21 protein-coding genes are annotated in these 25,403 nt (G+C 70.5%); 13 read left to right on the top strand and 8 right to left on the bottom strand.

Features of this window, described 5'->3' with window-relative positions:
- On the bottom strand, positions 1–495 hold a 495-nt coding region (locus KF903_RS09775; protein WP_291214120.1), incomplete at its 3' end, for a hypothetical protein.
- A 17-nt stretch (positions 496–512) separates the two neighbouring features.
- Between KF903_RS09775 and KF903_RS09770 the strand changes: the two genes are divergently transcribed.
- Positions 513–2,237 carry a BatD family protein gene (locus KF903_RS09770; RefSeq protein WP_291214117.1) on the top strand — a complete coding sequence of 575 codons (1,725 nt, stop codon included), beginning with the start codon at positions 513–515 and terminating at the stop codon, positions 2,235–2,237.
- Positions 2,238–2,522: 285 nt separating this feature from the next.
- Complete coding sequence (locus KF903_RS09765; RefSeq protein WP_291214115.1) at positions 2,523–4,697, top strand: DUF2961 domain-containing protein; 2,175 nt, start codon at positions 2,523–2,525, stop codon at positions 4,695–4,697.
- 163 nt (positions 4,698–4,860) lie between these two features.
- Here the strand turns inward: KF903_RS09765 and KF903_RS09760 are convergent, their stop codons facing one another.
- Positions 4,861–5,430 carry a porin family protein gene (locus tag KF903_RS09760; protein WP_291214113.1) on the bottom strand — a complete coding sequence of 190 codons (570 nt, stop codon included), beginning with the start codon at positions 5,428–5,430 and terminating at the stop codon, positions 4,861–4,863.
- A gap of 261 nt (positions 5,431–5,691) precedes the next feature.
- Between KF903_RS09760 and KF903_RS09755 the strand changes: the two genes are divergently transcribed.
- The 4 genes from KF903_RS09755 to KF903_RS09740 all read left to right on the top strand — a co-directional run bounded on the left by KF903_RS09755 (position 5,692) and on the right by KF903_RS09740 (position 9,503).
- Positions 5,692–6,060, top strand: coding sequence for a BlaI/MecI/CopY family transcriptional regulator (locus tag KF903_RS09755; protein WP_291214111.1), 369 nt, complete (start codon positions 5,692–5,694; stop codon positions 6,058–6,060).
- Positions 6,050–7,495 (top strand): TonB family protein, encoded by a 1,446-nt coding sequence (locus tag KF903_RS09750; RefSeq protein ID WP_291214109.1) that lies wholly within the window; start codon positions 6,050–6,052, stop codon positions 7,493–7,495. The genes KF903_RS09755 and KF903_RS09750 overlap by 11 nt, the downstream gene beginning before the upstream one ends.
- A gap of 195 nt (positions 7,496–7,690) precedes the next feature.
- A complete protein-coding gene (gene gap / locus KF903_RS09745; protein ID WP_291214107.1) occupies positions 7,691–8,704 on the top strand; it encodes a type I glyceraldehyde-3-phosphate dehydrogenase in 1,014 nt (337 codons plus the stop codon).
- Positions 8,705–8,843: 139 nt separating this feature from the next.
- Positions 8,844–9,503, top strand: coding sequence for a hemolysin III family protein (locus KF903_RS09740; protein ID WP_291214105.1), 660 nt, complete (start codon positions 8,844–8,846; stop codon positions 9,501–9,503).
- A 3-nt stretch (positions 9,504–9,506) separates the two neighbouring features.
- Here the strand turns inward: KF903_RS09740 and KF903_RS09735 are convergent, their stop codons facing one another.
- Both KF903_RS09735 and KF903_RS09730 read right to left on the bottom strand, forming a co-directional pair.
- Positions 9,507–9,998: a DUF456 domain-containing protein gene (locus KF903_RS09735; RefSeq protein ID WP_291214103.1), complete on the bottom strand. Its 492-nt coding sequence runs from the start codon at positions 9,996–9,998 to the stop codon at positions 9,507–9,509.
- A 78-nt stretch (positions 9,999–10,076) separates the two neighbouring features.
- Positions 10,077–10,730, bottom strand: a complete 654-nt coding sequence (locus KF903_RS09730) for an energy transducer TonB (protein WP_291214101.1) — start codon at positions 10,728–10,730, stop codon at positions 10,077–10,079.
- A gap of 311 nt (positions 10,731–11,041) precedes the next feature.
- Between KF903_RS09730 and KF903_RS09725 the strand changes: the two genes are divergently transcribed.
- From KF903_RS09725 to KF903_RS09705, 5 genes are all read left to right on the top strand, one after another.
- Entirely contained in the window at positions 11,042–11,665 is a 624-nt protein-coding gene (locus tag KF903_RS09725) for a hypothetical protein (protein ID WP_291214100.1), read from the top strand.
- 102 nt (positions 11,666–11,767) lie between these two features.
- Positions 11,768–12,355, top strand: coding sequence for a sigma-70 family RNA polymerase sigma factor (locus KF903_RS09720; protein ID WP_291214098.1), 588 nt, complete (start codon positions 11,768–11,770; stop codon positions 12,353–12,355).
- Positions 12,356–12,499: 144 nt separating this feature from the next.
- A complete protein-coding gene (locus KF903_RS09715) occupies positions 12,500–13,153 on the top strand; it encodes a hypothetical protein (RefSeq protein WP_291214096.1) in 654 nt (217 codons plus the stop codon).
- Positions 13,153–13,923, top strand: coding sequence for a hypothetical protein (locus tag KF903_RS09710; protein ID WP_291214094.1), 771 nt, complete (start codon positions 13,153–13,155; stop codon positions 13,921–13,923). Before KF903_RS09715 ends, KF903_RS09710 begins: the two co-directional genes overlap by 1 nt.
- A 289-nt stretch (positions 13,924–14,212) precedes the next feature.
- Positions 14,213–17,287: a CHAT domain-containing protein gene (locus KF903_RS09705; RefSeq protein WP_291214092.1), complete on the top strand. Its 3,075-nt coding sequence runs from the start codon at positions 14,213–14,215 to the stop codon at positions 17,285–17,287.
- Between the two features lie 44 nt (positions 17,288–17,331).
- On the opposite strand, the gene KF903_RS09700 is transcribed toward KF903_RS09705, so the two are convergent.
- The 4 genes from KF903_RS09700 to sucC form a co-directional block, all read right to left on the bottom strand.
- Positions 17,332–18,234 carry a hypothetical protein gene (locus KF903_RS09700; protein ID WP_291214090.1) on the bottom strand — a complete coding sequence of 301 codons (903 nt, stop codon included), beginning with the start codon at positions 18,232–18,234 and terminating at the stop codon, positions 17,332–17,334.
- A 68-nt stretch (positions 18,235–18,302) separates the two neighbouring features.
- Positions 18,303–19,574, bottom strand: coding sequence for an amidohydrolase family protein (locus KF903_RS09695; protein ID WP_291214088.1), 1,272 nt, complete (start codon positions 19,572–19,574; stop codon positions 18,303–18,305).
- Positions 19,575–19,760: 186 nt separating this feature from the next.
- Positions 19,761–20,636, bottom strand: coding sequence for a succinate--CoA ligase subunit alpha (gene sucD / locus KF903_RS09690; RefSeq protein WP_291214086.1), 876 nt, complete (start codon positions 20,634–20,636; stop codon positions 19,761–19,763).
- Positions 20,637–20,723: 87 nt separating this feature from the next.
- On the bottom strand, positions 20,724–21,884 hold the full coding sequence (sucC, locus tag KF903_RS09685; protein ID WP_291214084.1) for an ADP-forming succinate--CoA ligase subunit beta: 1,161 nt from the start codon (positions 21,882–21,884) through the stop codon (positions 20,724–20,726).
- A 356-nt stretch (positions 21,885–22,240) separates the two neighbouring features.
- Here sucC and KF903_RS09680 point away from each other — a divergent pair, with 356 nt between their 5' ends.
- Both KF903_RS09680 and KF903_RS09675 read left to right on the top strand, forming a co-directional pair.
- Entirely contained in the window at positions 22,241–23,872 is a 1,632-nt protein-coding gene (locus KF903_RS09680) for an ATP-binding protein (RefSeq protein ID WP_291214082.1), read from the top strand.
- Positions 23,873–23,963: 91 nt separating this feature from the next.
- Positions 23,964–25,391, top strand: a complete 1,428-nt coding sequence (locus KF903_RS09675) for a sigma-54 dependent transcriptional regulator (protein WP_291214080.1) — start codon at positions 23,964–23,966, stop codon at positions 25,389–25,391.
- Positions 25,392–25,403: the final 12 nt, after the last annotated feature.

The raw sequence follows: 25,403 nt of genomic DNA, 5'->3' as shown, positions 1-25,403 counted from the left end.
GGTCGCCAAGGCCAGGGCCAGCAGCAAGGGTCGCCGAAGGAGCAGCAGCAGGGTCAGCAACAGGACCCGCACGACGGCGAACAGCCGCAGGACCAGCAGGACCAGCAAGGCCAGCAAGGCCAGAACGACGGTGAACGGCAGTCGGCATCGTCCGATTCGCAGTCGGCCGGGCCGCACGACCGGCAGCAGGCGCAGCAACACGATCGGACCGCGGGTGAGCAGCAGGACGCTGCCACGCAGGAGCAGGCCGCCCAGCAGCAGGCGGACGCGCAGCAGCGCGAAGCCTTGTCGAAGTCCGTCGACCAGGCACTGGCGCGGCAGGGCGAGCGCAATCGCGATGGCAGGCCGCCGCAGGGCCAGAGCGCGGTCCCGTCCGAGGATGACGCCACGCGCGAGCAGCGTCAGGCGCTCGACCAGTGGCTCGAGCGCGTGCCCGATGATCCGGGCGGGCTGTTGCGGCGCAAGTTCATGCTCGAGTACCAGCGTCGCCAGCAAGGCAAGGGAGAATGACCATGAAGCGGTCGGGATTCGTCGTCGCGTGCCTGGCTTGGCTCGTGTTGGTGGCCGCCATCGCGCAGGCTGCCGGTGCGCCGCGCGCCTGGCTCGATCGCAGCACGATGCGGCTGGGCGAGACCGTCACGCTCAATGTCGAAACCAGCGACACCGGCGCCAGCGCGCCCGACTTCGCGCCGCTGGCGCAGGACTTCGACCTCGGCGCAACACAGTCGAGCCAGCAGGTCAGCATCGTCAACGGCGTGCGCGACGCCAAGATGTTGTGGGCCGTGGCACTGCAGCCTCGCCACGAAGGCAAGCTCACGATTCCGCCGCTCACGGTCGGCGGCGCGCGGACCGCACCGCTCGAACTCGAGGTGCAGGCCGCCGCGCCACCGGCGCAGGCCGGCGGCGACGTGTTCTTCGAAGTCGATGCCCAGCCGCGCAATCCCTATGTGCAGCAGCAGGTGCGCTACACGGTCAAGCTCTACTATGCGGTCGACCTCACCGGCGGCAACATCAGCGAGCCCAAGGCCAGCGGGCTGGCGGCCAAGCATCTGGGCCAGGACAGGCAATATGTCGCGACGGTTGCGGGCCGCCGCTATCAGGTCGTCGAGCAGCACTACGCACTCACGCCCGAACGCAGCGGAACGCTGCAGATTCCGGCGCTGCAGTTCCGCGGCACTACGCTCGACCTGCGCGATCCGGGCTCGTTCTTCAGCCGCGGGCGCGAGGTCGGCGCGCAGTCGCAGGCGATCACGCTCGAGGTGCGTCCACAGCCCGCCGATTGGCCGGCCGGCGCGCCATGGCTGCCGGTGGCCTCGCTGCTGCTGCAGGACCAGAGTGCGTTGCCGAGCGAGGTCCATGTCGGTGACGCGGTGACGCGCACGGTGCGCATGCAGGCGCAGGGCGCCGGCTTCGAGCAACTGCCCGAGCTGCAGCTGCACGCCCCGACCGGTGCCGACGTGTATCCCGACAAGAGCGAGACCAGCACGCGCGACGATGGCGATTGGCTGTATGGCCAGCGCATCCGCAAGTTCGCGATCGTACCCAACCGGACCGGCAGCGTGAGCGTGCCCGGCGTGCGCGTGAGCTGGTGGAACACCCAGACCGATCGCCTCGAGACCAGCGAGTTGCCGCCGCAGACGATCACCGTCCTGCCCGCGGCGGCGGGTACGCCGGCCGCGGTGACGCCGCCGGCCGCGTCGGCCGCTGCCGACGCCAGCGCCGGCAGCACCGCCGGCGTGGCGCCCACGGCGAGCGCCAGCAGTCCGTACGCGCCGCTTCTGGCCGACAGCCAAGCGCGCTTCTGGCGCCTCGTTGCGGCGCTGCTCGCGCTCGGCTGGCTCGCCACGGCGCTGGGTTGGTGGTGGATGCGCCGTCGGCCGCAGCGCCCGATCGAGCCGGCAGCAGCGGCACCCGCGAGCGCGTCGGCGCAGCGGGCGGCGTTCCTGCGCGCCTGCGCGCTGGGTGATCTTGCCGGCGCCGAGCGTGCCCTGGTGGCGTGGTCGCGCAGTGAGCGCAGCGAGGTGCGCAACCTCGGCGAACTGGCGCAGCGACTTGCCGATGACGCACAGGGCAGCGCGCTGGCCCGCCTGCAACGCGCGCGCTATGCCGGCGCACCGGCGGACGGACTGGCCACGCAACTGCAGGCTGCATTCCAGCGTGGCATTGCCTGGCTGCCGGCTGCGTCGCCGCAGCAGCGGCACGACGCACTGCCCGCGCTGTACCCGCCGCGCGATTGATCGCGGTCGCCAGCGGCCTCGTTCGCCGCGATCGCGTGGCGCTACACTGCCGCCTGCCGCGACAGTGCCAGCGTCGACCGGGCAGTTCGGTTGCCGCGTCGGGCGTTCGGCATGAGGAGGCTCGATGCGTGCTTCGCAGGTGGGGGCGACAGGGTTGCGCAGCCGCGTGCGGGTGGCGTTGGCGGTGACCGCGCCGCTCCGGCGCGGCGCTCGAATTTCCGGTGCGACCACCCGTGGTCCGGCCAAGCCGGGATGGATGGCACGCATGACGCGCATGGCCCATTCATGGCGCGCGGCGTTCGCGGCGAGTCGCTCTACATCGACGCCGACGCCGCCAGCGTGATCGCGCGTCGCGCCAGCCATCCGGTCGCGGCCGATGCCGCGCTGGCCCGTCGCCTCGTGCAGCACCCGGCGCCCCGCAGCCGGGCGCGCAGGATGCGCCGTGTGACGGGCGCACTGGCCGCGTTGCTGGCGGGTACCGCGCACGGCGCGTCGCTGCCATGGGAGGTGTGGACGAGCCCCGCTGCGCTGGCGCGGCTCGATGCGGGCGACGCCGTGGTGCAGACTTCGAGCCGCTGCCCCGGCGGCTGCCGCTACGACCGCAGCAATGCCGGTGCCGAGGATCCGCTGGCCAACCCGTATCCGCTGCGTTGGCTGTACAGCGCGGGCGACGAGGTCGTGCTGCTCGACGAACCCGCTGCCGGCGCACTGACCCGCCTGTGGCTCACGACCGGTTATGGCACGGCTGCCTGCATCGATCCCGCGACCGAGCTTCGCCTGTATGTCGATGGCGCCAGCGAACCGGCACTTGCGCTGCCGCTGGCGGCGGTGTTCGACGGTTCCACCCCGCCGTTCACGGCCCCGCTGGTGGCCGCGCGTGCGCAATCCAGCGGTGGTTACGTGAGCTACATGCCGATCGCCTACGCGCAAGGTTTGCGGGTCGCACTGGCGAATGCGCAAGGCGGCGGCAATCCGTGCAGCGCCGATGGTCGCCGCCTGTTGTGGTACCAACTCCAGCACCATCGCATCGGCATCGGTGCGCAGGTGACGAGTTTCAGCCCGGGTCACGACGAGCCCGGCTGGCGCAGCTTCGTGAGCCACGCCGGCGATGATCCGTGGAACGGGCTGCTGGTGGCGGACGATGCGAGCGCAACCATCGCGCCCGGCGGGCAGGTGGTGGTCGCCACGCGTGGCGGCAGCGGCTGGGTGCGCGGCATCCGCATCCAGGCGCCGCGCGCGAGCTATCCGCTGCTGGCGCTGCGCGTCGAGATTGACGCGGCGACCGTGCTCGACATGCCGCTGGCCGATTTCTTCGCCACGCCCGCCGATGCGCAGACGCCGGCGCGCGGCGTGTTGCTGGGCGAGGATGCCAACGGTTGGCTGTATGCCTGGTGGCCAATGCCGTTCGACGCCACCGCGAGCGTCGCGTTGCATGCGCTGCCGACCCTCAATGCGGCGGTCGCGGTGTCCACCAGCGTGAGCTTCGATGCCGCGCCGGTGCCTTCCGATGTGGGCCGTTTCAGCGCGAGCGTGCGCGAGGATTGCGTTGCGGGTGGGGCCTTCGTGCTCGACGACACGCGCGGTGCCGGCAAGATCGTCGGTGTCAGCGCGAGCTACCGCGCCGCGGCGGCGCCGGTGCGCACCTATCTGGAAGGCGATGAGGTCGCGTGGGTCGACGACGCGCGTGCGCCGGCCTGGTACGGGACCGGCGTGGAGGACTTTTACAACGGCGGGTTCTACTTCGACCATGGCGCGTTCGCAGGTCCGCTTGCCGGCGCGACGCGCGTCGATGCCGACGGCAGCTCGGTGACGAGCGCCTACCGCCTCATGTTGGTCGATGCCTTGCCCTACGCCAGCGCATTGCGCATGACGCAGGAAGCAGGCCTGTCGGCGCTGGAACCGACACCGACGTGTGCCCGCCGCGTGGTGTACGCGTATCGACAGGCGCAGCCGCTGCAGATGAGTCTGGATTCATTCGAAGTCGGCGACGCCGTGGCCGCGGCCGCACATTCCTGGACGGTTCCGGCGACGACGCACTGCGAGGCGCTGACGGCGCAGTTCGAAGGCGAGCCTGCGGCCACGCGCACCGCGACGGCGTGCACGAGCACAGGCGGCGTGACGCAGTTCCGCTTCACGACGGCGGGCGATGGCGGTCCGCTGTGGCTGCGGCGCACCTTCGACGCGGCTGGCGCCGAGCCCGGGGTGGTCGCGGGCTCGGCGGGCGCACGCATCCGTGTCAACGGTGCGCTGGCCGGTGCATTGGCTCCGGTCGCAGCGAATCCGCTGCGACGTTGGCAGCAGCAGGACGCGGCGCTGGTGGTGCCAGCGGGCACCGATGTGCTCGATGTCGTGATCGAGCCCGACTGGCACGAGGCCGCCCCCGTCTTCGGTCAATCGCGCTGGGAATTGCGCGGCCGTTGGCAGGACGCGATCTTCGCCGACTCGTTCGAGGCGGACTGATCGCGCCGGCGCAAGGCCGCGCGCGCCGCACGCTGCCCCGCCGCACCGCGGCCGCTCGCGGCGGCGAACCTGCCGCCGGGGGCCAAAAGAACACCGGCCTGCATGCGCAGGCCGGTTCGATGCGGCGTCCATGCCGTGCCGCTCCCGCTGCAGTGTCGCGTGCTCAGAAGCGGTATTCGGCGCTCACCGAGACCAGGCTCGGGTTGAGCGTCAAGCCGCCCTTGTTGGCCTTGTAGTAGTCGTAGTTGAGGCCGACGCTGACGTTGTTGCTGAAGTCGTAGCCAAAGCCGGCGCCTGCGTACCATTTGTTGCTGGTGTCGTTGACATACACCGGCGTGGTGCCGCTGAAGTAGCCTCCGCGCATGTCACCGCGGAACCAGCCGGCGCGACCGCTCAGGTACCAGTTGTCGGTGAGGTTGAAGTGCGCATTGGCACCGACGTTCCAGCCCTTGAGCTCGGCCTTGCCGAGCGCGCCGTTGCCGGTGCGCGCATCGAACGAGCCGATGTTGGCGTAGCCACCCTCGACACCGAGCAGGAAGTTGGGCGCCAGCGCCCAGCGATAGCCGATGTTGGCGCCGTAGCCGGTGTCGGTGTCGTCGTAACCGTGCTTGTCGAAGTTCGACTGGCCGACATTGCCGTTGATGAAGAAGCCCGACGTGTTGTCGGCGTGGGCAGCCGGCAGGGCGAGGAAACTGGCGGCAGCAAGGGCAGTCGCAAACAGCATGTTTTTCATGGAATCACTCCAATTGCCTTGTCTAAGGTGGGGCTGCGCCGAAACCGCAGCGACGCGGCCAACGGTTTCGATGCGGACCACGGCAGGACCGTTCATTCAGCCGGCCGCAGTCGTCAGATGCGGTTCACGCAGCCAATTACAATACGCGACGGTACAGCAATGTTCAGAAATCGCACCGCATCGCGCGCCAGGCGATCGCCGAGGTTCTTGACAGTGGCGATTACGAACGTAAACTAAGGCGACGGTTACGAGTGTAAACACATGCGCATCAGCGAAGCCGAAAGCATCGTCATGCAGGCCCTCTGGCAGCGTGCGCCACAAGGCGCCGACGAGGTGTTCGCGGCCGTCGGTCCCGGCCAGGGCTGGCAGGAGGCGACGGTCAAGACCTTGCTCAACCGGCTGCTGCGCAAGCGCGCGATCGCGGCCGAGCGCGATGGCCGACGCTACCTGTACCGCCCGCTGCTGGCACGCGCCGACTACATGCACGCCGAAAGCACGAGCCTGCTCGAGCGCCTGTTCGACGGCCGCGTATCGGCGCTGGTGGCGCACTTCTCGCGCAGCGAGCGCCTGTCGAAGCAGGAGATCGACGAGCTGCGTGCGCTGATCGAGGAGATCGACGATGGCGCATGACGTGTTGGCCACGCTGCTGCGCTTCAGTGCGGCCGGCTCGGTGGCGATCGTCGTCGTGCTGCTGGTGCGGCGGTTGTTGCGCCGGCGTTGCGGCGCGCAGGTCGCCTACGCAGCATGGCTGCTGGTGCCGGCGACGCTGCTGGCCCTGCTGCTGCCGGCGCCGCTGCGTGTGCCGGCGCCGCTCGCCGCGGTCGCGCAGATTGCGCCCGTGCAGTCTGCCGCGGCGCTGCCGCCGGGCCAGACGCTCGATCCGCGCGGCATGCTGCTCGCGTTGTGGCTCGCTGGCGTGCTGCTGGCGGCGGCCCGGTTCGTGGTGCAGCAGCGCCGCTATCTGCGCAGCCTCGGTCGCCTGCGGCTGCGCGCTGGCGCGCACATCGTGCAGTCGGATTGCGAATTCGCCGGACCCGCGCTGGTCGGTGCGTGGCGTCCGCGCATCGTGTTGCCGTCCGACTTCGACCGCCGCTACGCCGCCCGCGAGCGCGAACTGATCATCGCGCATGAGCACGTCCACTTCCTGCGCGGCGATGCGTGGATCAACGCGCTCGTGGTCGCGCTGCGCTCGCTCAACTGGTTCAACCCGCTGCTGCACTACGCCGCCGCAAGGTTCCGCCTCGATCAGGAGCTGGCCTGCGATGCGGTCGTGGTCGCCCGTTTTCCGGAAGCGCGCCGGCACTACGCCGACGCGATGTTGAAGGTGCAACTGGCCGGCCAGTCGCGGCAGGAGCTGCGGCTGCCGGTCGGTTGCCGTTGGCCATCCGACACCACGTTGAAGGAGAGGATTCTCATGCTCAAAGCACCCCGTCCGACGCACGCGATGCGCCGTCTCGGCGTCGGCCTCGTCGTCTGCGGCGCGCTGGCCTGCGCCTGGAGCGCGTGGGCGAGCCTGCCACCCCGTGCGGCTGCAACCACGGGAACGGCCGCCACGCCAGCGGCAGTCGCACTGCCCGCGGCGCCGCCATCGCATCAGGCGCTGGCCGCCGCCCGCATGGCACCACCCGCGCCGCCGGCTCCACCCCCGGCGCCGCACGCACCCCCGGCGCCTCCGGCACCGCCTGCGCCACCACCACCGCCTGACCGCGATTCGGCACCGTCCTACCGCAGCCTCGCGCCGCCCACCTACCCGGTCGAGGCACGCCAACAGAAGATCACGGGCACGCTCTACGTGCGGGCGAGGATCGGGCGCGACGGCAACGTGATCGCGGCGAGTCTCGACCATGCCGTGCCGACCAGCGCGGCGGCGGCCCTGGGCGAGGTCACGCTCGCGGCGGTCAAATCCTGGACGTTCGAGCCCGCGCGTTCCAATGGCGCAGCGGTCGAAGCCGAGGTCATGGTGCCGGTCGAGTTCGCCGACCACGCGGCGACCCGCGCCGACGCCGCTGCCGCGCAGCCCACGGCGCTCGACACGATCACGATCCGTACCGACGCCATGCAGTGACATCGGCGCCGCTGCAGCGGGTCCCGGGCGCTTCCTGCAGGCCCGCCGCTGCAACGTCCCGCAGCCTGCGCGGTGGCGGCGCAGACCGCGGCCTTCTCGCTGATTGGCTCCTTCCAAGCGGCCCTGTGCGCGCCATGCACGGGGCCGCTAAAATGGGCGCTTCCATCCCCGCCCATTCCGTCAAGGAGCTGTTCCATGGCTGTGAAGGTTGCCATCAATGGCTATGGCCGCATCGGCCGCAACATCCTGCGTGCGCTGTACGAAGCCAAGCGCACCCACGACATCCAGATCGTCGCGGTCAATGACCTCGGCAATGCCGAAACCAATGCCCATCTGACGCAATACGACACCGCGCATGGCAAGTTCCCGGGCGAGGTCAGCGTCGAGGGCGGCGACCTCATCGTCAACGGCGACCGCATCAAGGTCTGCGCCGAACGCGATCCGGCCAAGCTGCCGTGGAAGGACCTCGGCGTCGACATCGCGATCGAATCCACCGGCCTGTTCACGAGCAAGGCCAAGGCCGGAGCGCATCTCGCCGCCGGCGCGAACAAGGTCATCATCTCGGCACCGGGCGACAAGGACGTGGACGGCACCTTCGTCTACGGCGTCAACCACGAGCTCATCAAGGGCAGTCACCAGGTCATCTCCAACGCCTCGTGCACCACCAACTGCCTGGCCCCGCTGGCCAAGGTACTGCACGAGAAGATCGGCATCGTGCATGGCCTCATGACCACGATCCATGCCTACACCAACGACCAGGTGCTCACCGACGTCTACCACTCCGACTTGCGCCGCGCGCGCTCGGCGACGATGAGCCAGATCCCGACCAAGACCGGCGCCGCCGCCGCGGTCGGCCTCGTGCTGCCCGAACTCAACGGCAAGCTCGACGGCTTTGCCATGCGCGTGCCGACGATCAATGTGTCGGTGGTCGACCTGTCCTTCGTCGCCGCGCGCGCGACCAGCAAGGAAGAAATCGACGCCGCCGTCAATGAAGCCGCCAACGGCAAGCTCAAGGGCGTGCTCGGCGTCAACACCAAGCCGCTGGTGTCGATCGACTTCAACCACAACCCGCTGTCGTCGATCTATGACTCGACCCAGACGCGCGTGATGGGTGGCACCCTCGTCAAGGTGTTGTCGTGGTACGACAACGAATGGGGTTTCTCCAACCGCATGCTCGACATGACGCTGGCCTTCGCCAACGCGAAGTAGGTCGTGTTGCTGCATCGTGGCGGACAGGGCCGGCAGCATGCCGGCCTGGTGCGTTGAGGGCGCCACGGTTGGCGCAGCGAGTCGAACTGCGCTAGCTTCACCGTGTTGCGGCGCCACATGGCGCCGCGGAGCAATCGACATGGCGGCAGCAGGCACGCATCCCGCATTCGGCTACAGCGCGCGCGAAGAGCTGGCGTCGAGCCTCATCCACGGCCTCGGCATCGTGCTCAGCATCGCCGGGCTGGCCACCCTGGTCGGCTTCGCGGTGCGTGCCGGCGGCGTGCGCGAGGTTGCCAGCGTGGCCGTGTACGGCACCACGCTGATCCTGCTCTACACCGCATCCACGCTCTACCACGGGGTACCGATCGCGCGCGCCAAGCCCGTGCTGCGCCTGCTCGACCACGCGGCGATCTTCCTGTTGATCGCCGGCACCTACACGCCGTTCACGCTGCTGACCTTGCCCGGCCGCTGGGGCGCGATCCTGTTCGCGCTGGTGTGGACGCTCGCGCTGGCGGGCATTTCGCTCGAACTGCGCCGCGTGCGCAACCGCGTGCTGATGGCCACGCTCTACGTCGCGTTGGGCTGGATCGGCCTGGTCGCGATCGGGCCGCTCACCGAACACCTGCCGGCGGCCGGCCTGTGGCTGCTGTTCGGCGGCGGCGCGGCCTACACGCTCGGCGTGCCGTTCTACCTGTGGAAGCGCCTGCCCTACAGCCATGCGCTGTGGCATGTGTTCGTGCTGCTCGGCAGCGTGCTGCAGTTCTTCGCGGTGCTGTTGTACGTGCTGCCGCGCGCCTGAGCCTCAACCGCCGGTGGCGAAGGCGAAGGCGAACACGCCGAGCATCACGCCGCAGATCGCGAGCTTGGCCAGCGAACCGACCACGAAGCCGAGCCACGCGCCGACGCCGACGCCGCCCGCCTTGCGCAGCGTGCCGCCGGCGACGAGTTCGCCGAGCAGGGCGCCGACGAATGGACCGAAGATGATGCCGGGGATGCCGAGGAACAGGCCGACCAGCGTGCCCAGTGCCGCACCGATCACCGCGTAGCGGCTGGCGCCCACCTTCTTTGCGCCGATCACGCCGGCGATGAAGTCGATCGCGATCGCAATCACGGTCAGCACGCCCAGCAGCAGCAGCCACCAGGCGCCGACATGTGCGAAGCCGTCGGCCCACGCCGCCAGCAGCAGGCCAAGGAATACGAGCGGCACGCCCGGCAACGCCGGCAGCACCGAACCGATCAGGCCGGCGACGACCAACAGTGTCGCGAGCAGATACCACAACCAGTGCCAGGTCATTGCCACGCGCGCGTCGCCACAGGGACAGGCACGATAGCGCATCGCGGCGGCACCGCCGTGCCTGCCGCCGGCAGGTGTTCAGGCTGCGTCGAGGCGGAAGCGGATCGGCACCAGACCCCAGCCCGGCACCGCCACGCCATCGCGCAGGACCGGTACGAAGTGCGCACCCAGCACCGCTTCGCGCGCTGCGGCGTCAAGCAGCCGGTAGCCCGAACTGCGCGCGATCTCGACCTGCTGCGCACGACCGCTCGCGTCGACCCACACCTTGAGCAGGACCTCGCCCTGCTGACGCGAGCGGATCGCCGGCGCCGGGTAGCGCAGCCTCAGTGGCGTCGCCCACGCCAATTCGCGCGATTGGCCGCCACCGGCCGCGGCGGCGATGTCATGCGTGGCGACGGGCGCCGAGGTGTCGCGTGCCGGCAGCGCCGCGTCAACGGCAGTCGGCGCCTCGATCACCGGCGTGGCCGCGGATCGCGCTGGCAGCGGCACGCGCGGTTGCGGCGCGGCGTCGGCCTTGGGCAGCGGCAGCACTTCCGCCGGCGGCGCTGGCGGTGGCACCGGTGTATCCCGGATCTCGACCCGCACCGGCGATGGTGCGCGGCGCGGCGGCAGCGGCGCCAATGGCAGGGCCAGCAGCGCGATCGCTGCCAGATGCGCGGCAAAGGTCACGCTCCACGCGCCCACGCGCTGCCAGTCGACGAATCGAATCCACGGCGATGGCTGGCTGTACATGACGTCCTCCTCTGGGTGCCCGAGGACTGAAACGCCGCTGCCGCCGGCGCGGGGTTGGCGATGATCGTGGTGCCGGCACAGCCACCGCGACCCAGGCACGCCAGCAGCCTGAGACATTTTGTGTCGTCGCCTCTCCTTGCAGACGAGCGGGCAGCACAGGCAACGCCACGCGCCGCAGGATGCGGCGGCTGCGCGGGAAGGAGACAGCGATGGGATTGGCCACGACGATCGCAGCCCGCTTGAGTGATCTGGTATCGATTCGGACCCGTCGGTGGGACCGCATGGATGCGGCAAGCCGACGCGATCCAGGGATGGATCACCCGCCGGTCATGCCGGCGTCGTCGGTGCAGGAGCAACGCCTCGCCACCGTGCAGGCAATCCGGCGGCTGGGCGCCGCCGGCGCCGCAGCCTCGCCTGCGCGCGATGGGGGAGAGCGCGTCGACATGAATCCAGACTTCGACCTGACCCTGTTCGTTTCCGCGACGCCGTTGCTCGACGGCGTGCCGGTCGCACCGGCGCGGCGGCCGACGCTGCCTGCGCAGCCGCGGTTCGCTGCGCGTGGCGATCGCCTCGACGGTCCGGCCGAGTTCGGCGTCCACTACGAAACGGCTTCATCGATCCCGCTCGACGCGATCGACGTGCTCGACCACGACGTGTTCAACGCCGTCATCGCGCGCAGCCTGCAATCGGTGCGCAACGCCGATGGTTCCGTGCGCATGCTGCTGTACCTGGCCAATTGCCGCGATAACCCGCTGGCCCTGCGTGTGCGGCTGCATCTGCTGCGCGCCGACGGCGCGCGCCAGGACTCGCACACGCCCTGGTTCACGCTCGCGCTCGACCCGCATTCGCTCGCGCTCTGGCGCGAACGGGCCATCGAGGTCGGCGCTGCCAGCCATTACTGCATCGAAATCGACCGCGATCGCGGCGAGCGCTAGCCGGCGCCGGCAAGGCGCGTGCCTGCCGCGCGGTGCGCCTCGGGTTGGCGTCACCGGCGCCGGCGAAGTAGGCTAGGCGACACGTTCCGGGGTAGGGGGCCGATGTCCGCCGACGATGGCGCGCCTGCTGTCGCGCAAGCCGCTGCAGCCCACTGGATCGGCCGCATCGCGTCGGGAGACCGCGCGGCCGAAGCAGAGTTCGTGCGCCACTATGAGCACGGTGTGCGTGTGCTCGTGCGCCGCCACTGCCGCGCGGGTGATCCGGCCGTCGCCGACCTCGTGCAGGAGGTGCTCGTCACCGTGCTCGAGCGCCTGCGCAGCGGTGCGCTGCGTGATCCCGCCGCGCTGCCGGCCTATGTGCAGACCACGATCGTCCACGCCACCAGCCGCGAATACCGCAGCCGCCGCTGCGAGGTGCCGATCGACGCGGTCGCGACGCTGGCCGCCGACAATGAGCCGGCCCGCGCAGCCGCCGACGATCAGCTGGCGCGAATGCTGCGCGCGCTGGCGGCGACCCTGCCGGTCGCGCGCGACCGCGAAGTGCTCGTGCGCTTCTACCTCGACGAACAGGATCGCGACCAGATCTGCCGCGAGCTCGGTCTCGACGAGGATCACCTGCGGCGTGTGCTGTTCCGCGCCCGCGCGCGCCTGCGCGAGCTGCTGCTCGCTGCTGGCATAGGCGGGCCATGACCCGGCCCGTGCAGCCGTTCGCGGCGCCGTGGCCTGCGTGCGCACAGCACCAGCCGAGCGCGGCGCGGCGCCGATGAGACGCTCAACGCCGATGCCGCTCTTTTGTACGTATTCGGGAACAGTGAAAGCCCGCAGGAGGGCTGGATGAATCCAAATCCGTCACCGCGCATCGCGGCCTGGCTCGAGAGCGCATGGCTTGCGCGTTACCTCGAGCGTGGGCTTGATGCCACCGAGACCGCCTGGTTCGAGGCCTATCTGCTCGACAAGCCCGACCTGCTCGCCACGGTCGAGGCCGATGAGGCGCTGCGCAGCGCGCTCGCCAGTGATCGCGCCGGTTTCGAGCGCGGCAGCGACGGTGCTGCCGCGCCGCGTGCTGCGACGATGCGCGCGCGACCGCGGTGGCCACGATGGGCCGCGCTCGCGGCCAGCCTCGTTGTCGGCGTCGGCATCGGCCAGCTTGCGCTGCGCCCGTCGCCGCCGGCCGCCGACCTCATCGCCAATCCCGAGCGCATCGTGTTCGATACGTTGCGCGGTGCCAGCACGCCGCCGCTGGTACAGCACGGCAACAGCCAGGCCGCCTACCTGTTCGTCGAGGTGGCCGTACCGCCCACCGCGACCGACATCGAACTGCGCCATGGAGCGCACAGTGAACCACTGGCGCTTTCCGCTGAAGGCTTCGTGAGTTTTCTCGTCGACCAACGCGCGCGCTCGGACGCGACGCCGCTCGTCGTCGCCTACCTGCTCGACGGCCAACCCCAAAGCCAGACGCTCGATTTGAGCGAATCGAGGGTGCATTGATGAAACCGACACGCTGCACGTCGCGACCGGCCATGGCCGCGCTGTCCTGCGCGCTGGTCGCGCTGCTCGCCGGTGCGCCCGCGCTGGCGCAAGACAAGCCCGCCAAGGCCAAGGCGACCACGGCCGCCAAGCCGGCCGCCGCGACGACAAGCAAGGTCGATCCGGCCAAGTGCATCGCCGGCACGATCGCCACCACGGGCCAACTCGGTGAGCTGCTGCTGTTTCGCGACAGCATCCCGGTGCGCCAGCTCAGTGATGCCACGGCCTGGATCACGCAATGCGACGTGGTCCTGAACACGGCCTCGCCCAAGGATCCCGGCAGTTGCACGCACAAGGAACCGCTGGTCGGCGGCAAGCGCCTGCGCATCAGCAAGGCCGATGACGGGCTCGCGCTCGCGCTCATCGACGGCGACGGCAAGGTGTTCCGCCAGGGACCGGCCACGCTCGGCGGCAGCAATCCCGCAGCGGCGGGCGGCAAGGATGCGGCCTGGCTGACGATGACCTGGCAGCCGGGCAGCGAGCAGGAGGAACACTACTTCGTCATGCTGCTCGACTACATGAGCACGGGGCTGGCCGATCTCAGGGTCATTCCCAAGTACTACCTCGTCGAAGTCTTCAACCACGCCGACTGGAACTCCCCGGCCTGCAGGAAGGAGGCGCCCGACAACGAGGCCAACTTCAAGCCGTATTCGGGCGGCTCGCTCGTGGCGCCGCGGGCGCCACGCCAGACTGACAGCGGCAGCGGCAACGAGCCCGGCCGCACCCCCTGACACACGGCGCCGATCGGCGCCGGCTGCATGCGCAGCACATGAGCGGCGCGCGGCAACGCGCTGCACGCCATCGGCTTGCCGCCGAGCAACGGCAACGGCGCCCTGCATCGGCGCTGATCCGCGGCCGTCCGCGTCGCTCGCGCGGATCGGCGGTCACGTCATGACGTCGCCGCCCGCAGGCGACCTCGGTGCGCCGTCGGTCCAGCACGCGCGGCCACGCCCGGCTTGCGCTTTGCCGGCCACGTCCGGATAGTCGACCGCCATCACCGCTGTCGGCATCGCTCCGACGATGCGCCGCCCGATGCGCAAGCTGCTGCTGCCCCTGCTGCTGTTGGCCTGGCCTGGCGTGCCGGCAGCGAGCGCACCGACGCCGCTGGCCTGCGGCAAGCCACTGCGCATCGCAGTACCGGCGCCGGCCGCGGTGGCCGAGTTGGTGTCGGTGGCACCGGGGCCGGCGTGGCTGGCCGTGCATGAGCTGGGCCAGGACATCGATCTGGACAGCGGCGCCAACCCGCGTGCGCAGGCGCCATTGCCACCGCGGTTCGGGCGCTGGTGGCTGTATCTGCAGCCGGGCGAGAGCCTGCGCCTGCGCCGCAGCTGGCGCAATCCGGCCGCCGGGCAGGTGCAGCTCGAGCTCGACTGCAGCGGTGCGACCAGTCCTGCGCGCGATTGGCTGCTGCGCGCCACGCCAAGCCTCGAGCGCACGCGCAAGGCGCTGCCGCTCGGCAACGACCCGGCGCCGCTGGTGGCCGACCTGCGCGCGCTGGAGGCGGTCGCGCCCGACGCCTACAGCCGGGCCCTGGCACGTCACGCGGTGGCGCAGGCCTGGCTCATGAACGGCCGCAGCAATGCGGCCAGCGCCGCCTTCGCGCAGGCCGCACAGGCCTGGCGCGCCGCCGGCGCGCCGCAGCAGGCGCTGGCCGCGCGCGTCGGTGAGGTCGAGGATCTGCATCGCGCCGGACGCTTCGACGAAGTGCTGCAGACCCTCGCCGCCATGCCGCCCGCTGCCGGCGAGAGCTACTTTGCGGTACGGCTCGACGACGTGCGCTGCAGTGCGCTGGCGAGCCTGGCGCGTGCGCAGCAGGCGCGCGGCTGCTACCAGCGCAACCTCGCGCGCCTGCAGCGCCTGGGCGAGCTCAACGAGAGCCTCGTGGTGCGGCAGAGCCTGGCCAGTGTCGAGCAGACGCTGGGTCGTCACGATCGCGCCGCGGCCCTGCTGGCCGATGCGCTGCCGCTGGCGGCGCGCCTCGGCGCGGGGTTCAGCGCCGGTCGCATCCATCTGCAGCTCGCCAGCCTCGCCGCCGAGCGTGGTCATGTCGGCAGCGCGCTGCGCGAGCTCAGCGCCGCGCTGGCGGTGTTCGACAGCGGGTTGGCCGGCGAGGTCAACCTGCGCTGGCAGGCCAATACGCTGATCCAGCTCGCCGAGCTCTATACCGAGCTCGGCGCGCACGACGAGGCCTACCTCGCCATCGCCGATGCGCTGGCGCGGTTGTCGGCCGCCGATGCGCGCGAGCGCGTGGCGCAGGCGCTCGAGGCGCTGGCGCGAGTCGACCGCGCGCGCCATCGCGAGGCCCTGGCCCTGCGCTGGCTCGATGGGGCCGCGCACCTGTATGCGGCGCTCGGCGAGCACGACCGCGCCGCCGCCGTGCAGGTCGATGCCTTGCGCCTGCGCGCGCAGCAGGGCAGGCTCGATGCGGCCGCACTGGCGGCCTTGCGCGGGCAATTGCCGCGCCACGCGCCGGCGCTCGATCTGCTCGGCGCCGAGCTTGCGCTGACCCACGGCGATCGCGTGCTCGCCGCGCGCCTGCTCGCGCATCTGCAAGCCCGTGATCTGCCGCTGGGGCAGCGCCTGCAACTGGCCCGATTGCGCAGCCGGGCCGCGCGCGAGTCGGGTGACAGCGACGCTGCCGACGCGGCGCTGCGCGATGCGCTCGCCTGGCTCGACACGCTGGCCCAGTCCACCGCCAGCAGCGCCTTCGCGCAGTTGCTGCGCGCCAGTGCCTGGCCGCTGCGCAGCAGTGCCTGGCAGGCCGTGCTGGACGATGCCGATCGCGGCACGGTCGACGCCGCGGCGCGGGCCTGGCGCTGGCTGCCACTGGCCACGCCGCGTGCGCACACCGCCACGGCGCAAGTCGCGCCGCGCCTGCAGGCGTTCGACCGCGCGCTGGCGGCACAACTGCTGCCGGCATTGACCCACGCCAGCGATGGCACCGCGCAGGCACTGCTCGACACGCTGGCGGCGGCGCCGAGCGACGACGCCCGCTACCGAGCGGCCACGCTGCCCGAGCTGGCGCAGTTCCAGCGCAGCGTGCCGGCGGCGACGGTGGTGATGGCCTGGCTCGATGGCGGCGAGCGCAGCGGCGTGCTGTGGATCACGCGCGAGCGGGCGTGGCTGGCACCGGCCGCCGCACCTGCGGTGCTGCGCGCGGCGATCGCCGACTTGCGTGCCAGCCTGCATGCACCCGCCACGCCGAGCGCAACGATCGCCGCCGCTGCCGCGCGCGTGAGCGCCGCGCTGTGGCCGGCGCAGGCGCCGGGCGCACCGCCCGACCAGCTCGTCGTGCTGGCCGACAAGACGCTGGCTGCGGTGCCATGGCCGTTGTTGCCGTGGCCGGGGCAGTCGGCGCCGCTGCTCGATACCACCACCACGCGCGTCGCCGATCTGGTCGATGGCACCCGTTCGGCGCCACCGGCCTTGCAGGTCCACGCCCTGATCGCCGCGCCGGCGGTCGCCGCTGCGCTGCCTGCGCTGCAGGTGGCGAAAGCCGAACCGGGCCTGATCCGCGATGCCGCCGGCGCCGCCGTTGCGCTCAGCGTGGCGCGCGCGAGCCGCGCCGGCGTACTGGCGGCGCTGGCCGAACCCACGGCCATCGTGCACGTCGCCGCGCACGGCATGACGAGTCAGGGCCGGCTCGGCTACGCCGGTCTGTGGCTCGACGCCGACGCCAGCGCACCTGACGCAGGCAGCGAGGGCGGCGAGGTCGGCGCCGGCGCGCAGGTCGACTTCCTGAGCTGGCTCGACGTGATCGAACAACCTACGCGGGCACCGCTGGTCGTGCTCAACGCCTGCCAGCTCGGCGCCGACAACGATGCCATCGCCAACGGCAGTTCGAGTTTCGCGCAGGCCCTCGTGCAGTCGGGCGCCGACGCGGTGGTGGCTGCGCTGTGGCCGGTCAGCGACTCGGCCAGCGCGCTGTGGGTGCCCGCGTTCTACGCCTCGCTCGCGGCCGACCCGGAGCGCGACGCCGCGAGCGCACTGCGCGCCGCGCAACGACGCCTGCGCGACAGCCGCGCGTTTCGTCATCCGTTCTACTGGGCCTCGCTCGCTGCCTATGCGCGCCTGCCGGTGCAGGCGCCGCACTGAGGCCACGCCGTCTTCCGCGGCCCCGCGCGGTGGGTTGCGGCGTCTCAGCCACGCGCCGCGCGTGCCAGCAGTACCTGCGCGAAGCGTTGTGCGCTGCCGGCGCCGTGGGCGAAGAACAGCGAGGGCTCGGTCAGTTCGAGTTCGAGCAGGCGCGGCGCGCCGTCGGCGTCGTGGATGAGGTCCACGCGCGCGTAGGCGAGCGCGCCGTCGAACGGGATCGCGGCGATGGCGCGCGCCGCGAGTGCGCGCTCGGCTTCACTCGCCACGCGCGCACTGATCTGCTCGGGCGCGAACAGGGCCTGGGTCGGGCCATCGCCGCGCAGCAGCAGGGCGCCCTTGCGGATGGCATGGCTGAACTGGCCGTCGAAGTGGATCAGCGCGGTCTCGCCGCGCGCATCGACGCTGGCAAGGTAGGGCTGCAGCAGCACGCTGCGACCCGCTGCGAGCAGGCGCTCGATGTGCGCGGTGGCGCTGGGGCCGGCCTCGCGCGCATGGCGCTGCGCATCGCGCGAGCCGGCGCCGACGGCGGGTTTGACCACCAGTTCGCGGGACTGCGGATGGGCATCGAGGAACGCCGCCAGCGCTGCCGCGGCGTTCATGCCCGGCTCGACGAAGGCGCTCGGTACGATGGCGACGCCGGCGCGCGCAAGGTCGGCGAGGTAGTGCTTGTCGGTGTTCCAGCGCAGCACTTCGAGCGGATTGACGAGCCGCGTGCAGGCGGCCACGCGCGCGGCCCAGGCGAGGAACTCGGGCAGGCGGCCGACGTAGTCCCACGGCGAGCGCAGCACGACGAGATCGAACTCGTCCCAGGCGACGTGCGGCGCATCCCAATCGACCACGCTGGCCTGCGCACCGGCATCGTGCAGCGCAGCCAGCAGCGGGGCGAGGTCGTCATCGAGCGGGCGGGCAGCGGCCACGCTGACCAGGGCAAGGCGGACGGTGGTCATGGTCGGGTTCCGGTGGTGTCGAGGGCGGAGGCGCGGCAGGCGACTGCCGCGGATCATTGTGCGACCACTCAGCGCACCAGCGTGCCGCCCTTCATCACGTGTTCGACATGTTCGAGCGTACCGACGTCGGCGGTGGCATCGCCCTTGACCGCGATCATGTCGGCGTAGTGGCCCGGGCTCAGCGAGCCGACGTCGCCGTCGGCGCGCAGCAGGGCGGCCGCCACCGTGGTCGCCGACTGGATCGCCTGCAGCGGTGTCATGCCGTAGCGGACCATGTAGGCGAACTGGCGCGCGTTCCAGCCGTATGGATACACGCCCTCGTCGGTGCCGAAGCTCAGTTTGACTCCGGCCTTGAGCGCGCGCGTGAAGGCTTCGCGCTGCAGTTGCGCCGTCTCGCGGTTCTTGCGCAGGTAGCCCGCCTCCCAGCCCTGGCGCGTACCGTATTCCTCGATGTAGTCGCCGTCGTAGATGTCCATGTCGAGCCACACGCCACGCGCCTTGGCCAGCGCGATGCCCTCGGCATCGATGAGCGAGGCGTGTTCGATCGAGCGCGCGCCGGCGCGGATCGCGTTCTTGATGCCCTCGGCGCCGTGGGCATGGGCCAGGCAATAGCTGCCGTTGCGTGCGGCTTCGTCGCAGGCAGCCTGCATTTCCTCCAGCGACAGTTCCGGCCGGCCCGGTTCGGTGCCCACCGCCAGCACCGCGCCGGTGGCCATCATCTTGATGTGGTCGGCGCCGTGCTGGATCAGGTAGCGCACCTTCTCGCGTGCCTCCTGCGCGTTGCGCACCACGCCCACCGCCATGTCGGTCGGTACCTGCACATCGGCGGCGAAGCCGGTCACGGCGCCACCGCCGCCCGGAACGGTGATGTAGGCGCCGGCAACGTGCATGCGCGGGCCTTCCACGTAGCCGGCCGCGATCGCATCGCGCAGGGCGACGTCGGTGAGGGCGCGGTAGGTGCCGACGTCGCGCACGCTGGTGAAGCCGGCATGCAGCGTCAGGCGCGCGTTGTGGGCGCCGCGCAGCGCCAGCTCGGCTGCCGAGTGCAAGAGTGGCTCGGCGACATTGGCGCTGGTGCCGTAGTCGGCGAGGTGGGTGTGCATGTCGATCAGCCCCGGCAGCACCTGGTAGGCCGACCAGTCGGTGAGCGGTCCGTCGCCCGGGGCGGTGGTGAATGGGGTCCATGCCGCCACGCGGCCATCGACGATGCGGATGAGCTGGTCGTCGAGCACGCGTCCGCGCTCGACGTCGACGAGCTTGCCGGCGCGGACATAACGGGTGGCGGCGTGGCTGGGTACGATGCCGAGCGCGAGCGCGCCGGCGAGGGCGATGCGGATCATGCGGATGGCCTGGACGGTGGACAGGTCCGCCAACGGTTGCCGATCACGCCGCGTCTGGCAAGTGCGGCGACGCGGACCGGCGCGGCGCACGTGGCGGTGGGCGCCACCCGCGTGGGCCAGGGCAGCGCCGCCCGCAGGCGGCGCTGGGCGACTGGGCGCGCCAGGCCGGCGGAGCCTTGCCGGCGGCTAGCGCTTCATCTTCGCCGCCAGCGCCTTGCCGAGATCGGCCGGCGACTTGACCGTGGTCACGCCGGCCTTCTCGAGCGCGGCGAACTTGGCGGCGGCGGTACCCTTGCCACCGGAGATGATCGCACCGGCATGGCCCATGCGCTTGCCGGCCGGCGCCGACGCACCGGCGATGAAGCTCACCACCGGCTTGGTGACGTGGCGGCCGATGAACTCGGCGGCGTCTTCCTCGGCACTGCCGCCGATCTCGCCCACCATGATGATGCCCTCGGTGCCCGGATCGTCCTGGAACAGCTTGAGGCAGTCGATGAAGTTGAGTCCGTTGATCGGATCGCCGCCGATGCCGATGCAGGTGGATTGCCCCAGGCCTTCGTTGGTGGTCTGGAACACGGCTTCGTAGGTGAGCGTGCCCGAGCGCGACACGATGCCGACCTTGCCGGGGCGGTGGATGTGGCCTGGCATGATGCCGATCTTGCACTCGCCCGGGGTGATGATGCCGGGGCAGTTGGGACCGATCAGCACGGTGTCGGGATGCGCCTTGAGCACGTTCTTGACGCGCAGCATGTCGAGTACCGGAATGCCTTCGGTGATCGCCACGATGACGCGCACGCCGGCGGCGACCGCCTCGAGGATCGAGTCGGCGGCGAACGGCGGTGGCACGAAGATGACCGAGGCATCGGCACCGGTGGCGCCGACCGCTTCGGCGACCGAGTTGAAGACCGGCAGGCCGATGTGCTCGCTGCCGCCCTTGCCCGGCGTGACGCCGCCGACGACCTGGGTGCCGTAGTCGAGCGCCTGTTGCGCGTGGAAGGTTCCTTGCTGGCCGGTGAAGCCCTGCACGATCACCTTGGTGTTCTTGTTGACCAAAACGCTCATGGATGATTCCTCGAAAAGCTGGCGGTTCGTGGGGACTGCCGGCCGCGCTGCCCGGCATGAGCCGGCAGCGGTCCGCCCACGTTCGGTTCAGTGGGCGGCGGCGACCGCCTTGCGGGCGGCATCGTTGAGATCGTCGGCCGGCGTGATCGCCAGCCCCGAGTTGGCGAGCAGCTCGCGGCCCTTCTCGACATTGGTGCCCTGCAGGCGCACCACCACCGGGATCGTGAGTCCGACTTCCTTGACCGCGGCGATGATGCCCTCGGCGATGAGATCGCAGCGGACGATGCCGCCGAAGATGTTGACGAGGATCGCCTTGACCTTGTCCGACGACAGGATGAGCTTGAATGCCTCGGTCACGCGCTCCTTGGTGGCGCCGCCGCCGACGTCGAGGAAGTTGGCCGGCTCGCCACCGGCGAGCTTGATCACGTCCATGGTCGCCATCGCCAGGCCCGCGCCGTTGACCATGCAGCCGATCGAGCCGTCCATGGTCACGTAGTTGAGGTTGTTCTGTGCCGCCGCGGCCTCGGCCGGATCTTCCTGCGTGAGGTCGCGCATCGCCACCAGCTCGGGGTGGCGGAACTCGGCGTTGTCGTCGGAATTGACCTTGCCATCGAGGGCGGCGAGGTTGCCGTCCTCGAGGATGGCCAGCGGATTGAGTTCGACCAGCGACAGGTCCTTGTCGTTGAACAAGCGGTACAGGCCGAGCATGATTTTGGTGAGCTGGCCGACCTGCTTGGCATTGAGGTCCATGGCGAAGCCGAGTTCGCGGCACTGGTAGGGCTGCAGGCCTTCGATGAAATCGACGCGGATGGTGTGGATGTCCTGCGGCGTGTCGCGCGCGACCTGCTCGATGTCGACGCCGCCATGCTTGGAGGCGATGAACGACACGCTCTTGCTGTCACGGTCGACCAGCACCGACAGGTACAGCTCGCGGGCGATGTTGGTGGCGTCGGTGACCAGCACGAGATTGACCGGCAGCGCACGGCCGGCCGACTGATAGGTGGCCATCCTGGTGCCGAGCATGCCCTTGGCGGCCGCGCGCACGTCATCGAGGCTCTTGCAGAACTTGACGCCGCCGGCCTTGCCGCGGCCGCCGGCATGGATCTGCGCCTTGACCATCCACTGGCTGCCACCGAGCGCCTTGGCGGCATCGACGGCGGCATCGGGCGAATTGGCGGTCTTGCCGGGCGGCACGGCGATGCCGTAGGCGGCAAACAGTTCCTTGGCTTGGTATTCGTGGAAGTTCATCGAGGCACCTTGTGCTGGAAAGCGTGACGCCGGGGCGCGCGGGGCGCCGGGGCGGGCAGACGGGGACTGGCGGCGGAACGCCGCCTTGATGCAGCGCGGTATTTTCGGCCATGGGGGCGGCGAAATCAAAAGGGGCTGCCCGCGCCGCTGGTTGCCCGCCCGATCAAGCCACGCCAGATCGCACCTGCTTGCGCAGGCGCAAGCGGACCCGATGGCCGGGAATTGGCAAGCCGCTGGAGCCGGGAGTGCCGCCCAGTCCTGCGGCGTGGCAACGGCACGGGTGCTGACGGGCACGCGGCGCCGTGCGCCACGGCGCCATCGGCGGCATATACTGGCCGCCCATACAAGGAGTTGGCGTGGCCCCTACGCGCTATCAAGGCCTGGATCGCGACGCCCCGGGGGACATCACCCGGCGGGAGCTGTACTTCTTCAACCTGTACCGCTGCCTGGAGGCGTTCGTTTACGCGAGCCTCGTGTTCGCGCCGTTCGCCGGCGAGTCGGTGCGACTGCTGCGCCCCTTGCTGGGCCATACCGTGGCGGTGGTGTATCTCGGCGTGGCGGTGATCCTGCTGCTGCTGACCGAACGCCTGCGCCGCCACCTTGCCGCGACGATCGGCGTGTCGCTGGCGATCGACATCGCGGCCGCGGCGGCGGTGCTGCTCGCGCTGTCGGGCTACAGCCTCGTGCCGATGATGCTGCTGGTCAACATCGGCATCGCGGCCCTGCTGATGCCGCAGCGCGCCTACGTGTTTGCGTTGGGTGCCGCGCTCGGGGTCTCGATTCCCTATCTGTACGACCTCGTCAACGACAGCCATGAGTCGGTCAGCGGCCTCAGCGTGCTGGCGATGACGGTGGCCTATTTCGTCGCCGCGACCCTGCTGCGCAACCTCGGTGGTCATCTGCGCGAGGCCGAGGACCTGGCCGAACAGCGTGGCGCCGACCTGCTCAACCTCGAGCAGATCAACGATCTCATCATCCAGCGCATGCGCACCGGCGTGCTGCTGGTGGATCGCGCCAACTACATCCTGCGCATCAACGAGTCGGCCTGGCACCTGATCGGCAATCCACCACCGGGCGAGCGCGAACTGGGCGTGGTCGCGCCCGAGCTGTCACGCCGGCTTTACCACTGGCGCCACAAGGGCCAGGGCGAGGAATCGGCGGTGTCGCTGGCGACCGACATGCCCGAGGTGATCCCGCGCTTCACGCGCCTGTCGCCCAATGACGATGCCAACGTCCTCATCTTCCTCGACGACACCTCGCTGGTGTCACGCCGCGCCGAGGAACTGACGCTGTCCTCGCTGGGCCGTCTGTCGGCGTCGATCGCGCACGAGATCCGCAATCCGCTGGCGGCGATCCGCTACTCGGCGCAGCTGCTGGCCGAATCCCCCGACCTCAACGGCGACGACACGCGCCTGGTCGAGATCATCAACAACCACTGCACACGCGCCAACGACGTGGTCGAGAACATCCTGCAACTGTCGCGGCGCGAGCGCTCGCGTCCCGAAACACTCGACCTCAACGCCTGGGTGCTCGGCTTCGTCGACGACTACAAGCAGTCCAACGACCTCGGCCAGGACCAGTTGCGCGCGATCACCAGCAACAAGCGGCTCGAAGCCGTGGCCGACCCGCAGCACCTGCAGCAGGTGGTGTGGAACCTGGTGCAGAACGCGCTGCGCTACGGGCGCCAGCCCGGCCAGCCGGCACGGGTGGCGGTCGTCGCGCGCGCCGCGACCGAGAAGGGACCGGCCCTGCTCGAGGTGATCGATCGCGGCCCGGGCATACCACCCAAGGTCGCCGCGCAGATCTTCGAGCCGTTCTACACCACCCATGAATACGGCACGGGCCTGGGTCTTTACCTCGCCAAACAGATGAGCGAGGCCAGCCAGGCTACGCTCGAGTACGTGCCGGTCGCCGGTGGCGGGGCCTGTTTCCGGCTGACGCTGCAGGCCGCGGTGAGTATCGGTCCCGGCGGCGCAGTGGCGGCATGAGGCCGGCGTTGGCACACTGCGCGGATCTGGCCAGCGGCGCGCCACGCCGCGCTGGCCGCCGCCAACATTCCCGTTCCAGACGCGCACCCGCATGAACAAGCACTACGCCCTGATCATTGACGACGAGCGCGACATCCGCGAGCTGCTCACGCTCACGCTCGGTCGCATGGGCCTCATCGTCGAGACCGCAGCCACCGTCGCCGAAGCGCGCCAGCGCCTGGCTGAGCGCCGCTACGCGCTTTGCTTCACCGACATGCGCCTGCCCGACGGCAGCGGTCAGGAGATCATCGCGCTGGTCGCGCAGCAGTATCCCGACATGCCGATCGCGATGATCACGGCCTATGGCAACGTCGATGCTGCGGTCGAGGCGCTCAAGGCCGGCGCCTTCGACTTCGTGTCCAAACCGGTCGACATTTCGGTGCTGCGCCGCCTCGTGCAGACGGCGCTGCGGCTGTCGGAGGAAAAGCGCAGCGAGCAGGCCACCAGTGTCGGCAAGCTGATCGGCGATTCCGACACCATGAACCAGCTTCGCGCGACGATTGCCAAGGTCGCGCGCAGCCAGGCGCCGGTCTACATCGCCGGCGAATCGGGCGTGGGCAAGGAACTCGTGGCGCGACTCGTGCACGAACTCGGGCCGCGTTCGAACGCGCCGTTCGTGCCGGTCAACTGCGGGGCGATTCCGTCCGAGCTGATGGAAAGCGAGTTCTTCGGCCACCGCAAGGGCAGCTTCACTGGCGCCCAAGCCGACAAGGACGGTCTGTTCCAGGCCGCCAATGGCGGCACGCTGTTCCTCGACGAGGTGGCCGAGCTGCCGATGCACATGCAGGTCAAGCTGCTGCGCGTGCTGCAGGAAAAGGCCGTGCGCCCGATCGGCGCGCATGCCGAGGTCAACGTCGACGTGCGCATCCTGTCGGCCACCCACAAGAACCTCGCGCGGCTCGTCGAACTGGGTTCGTTTCGCCAGGACCTGTTCTATCGCATCAACGTGATCGAGCTGAAGGTGGCGCCGCTGCGCGACCGTCGCGAGGACATTCCACAGATCGCCGCGCGTGTGCTCGACCGCCTGGCTGGCGACAGTGGCGGGACGCCGGCGCGGCTCACGCCCGAGGCGCTGCAGGCGCTGCGCGATTACGAGTTCCCGGGCAACGTGCGCGAGCTCGAAAACGTCCTCGAGCGCGCGGTCGCGCTGTGCGAGCACAACACCATCGGCCCCGGCGACCTGCGCCTGAGCGGCGCGAGCGAGCATGCCGGCGGCGCCTCGCATCAGGCCGTGCCGATGACCGTGGCCGCGCCGCCACGCGAGCCCGCCACCCAGCGCGAAGCGGCCGCGTTCGCGAGCGAACCGCCCGAGGACGCCGGCTTTCCCAGCGACCTTGCCGCTGCGGTCGCCGAGACCGAGCGCGCGGCAATCATGAAGGCACTCGAGGCCACGCGCTGGAACCGCACCGCCGCTGCGCGCAACCTCGGCCTCACGCTGCGCCAGTTGCGCTATCGCCTCGAAAAGCTCGGCATCGAATAGTCCGGTTGCGGC

It is taken from the genome of Dokdonella sp. (genome assembly GCF_019634845.1).
Taxonomy (GTDB): domain Bacteria; phylum Pseudomonadota; class Gammaproteobacteria; order Xanthomonadales; family Rhodanobacteraceae; genus Dokdonella_A.
This window is presented reverse-complemented; position numbering and strand designations above follow the sequence as displayed.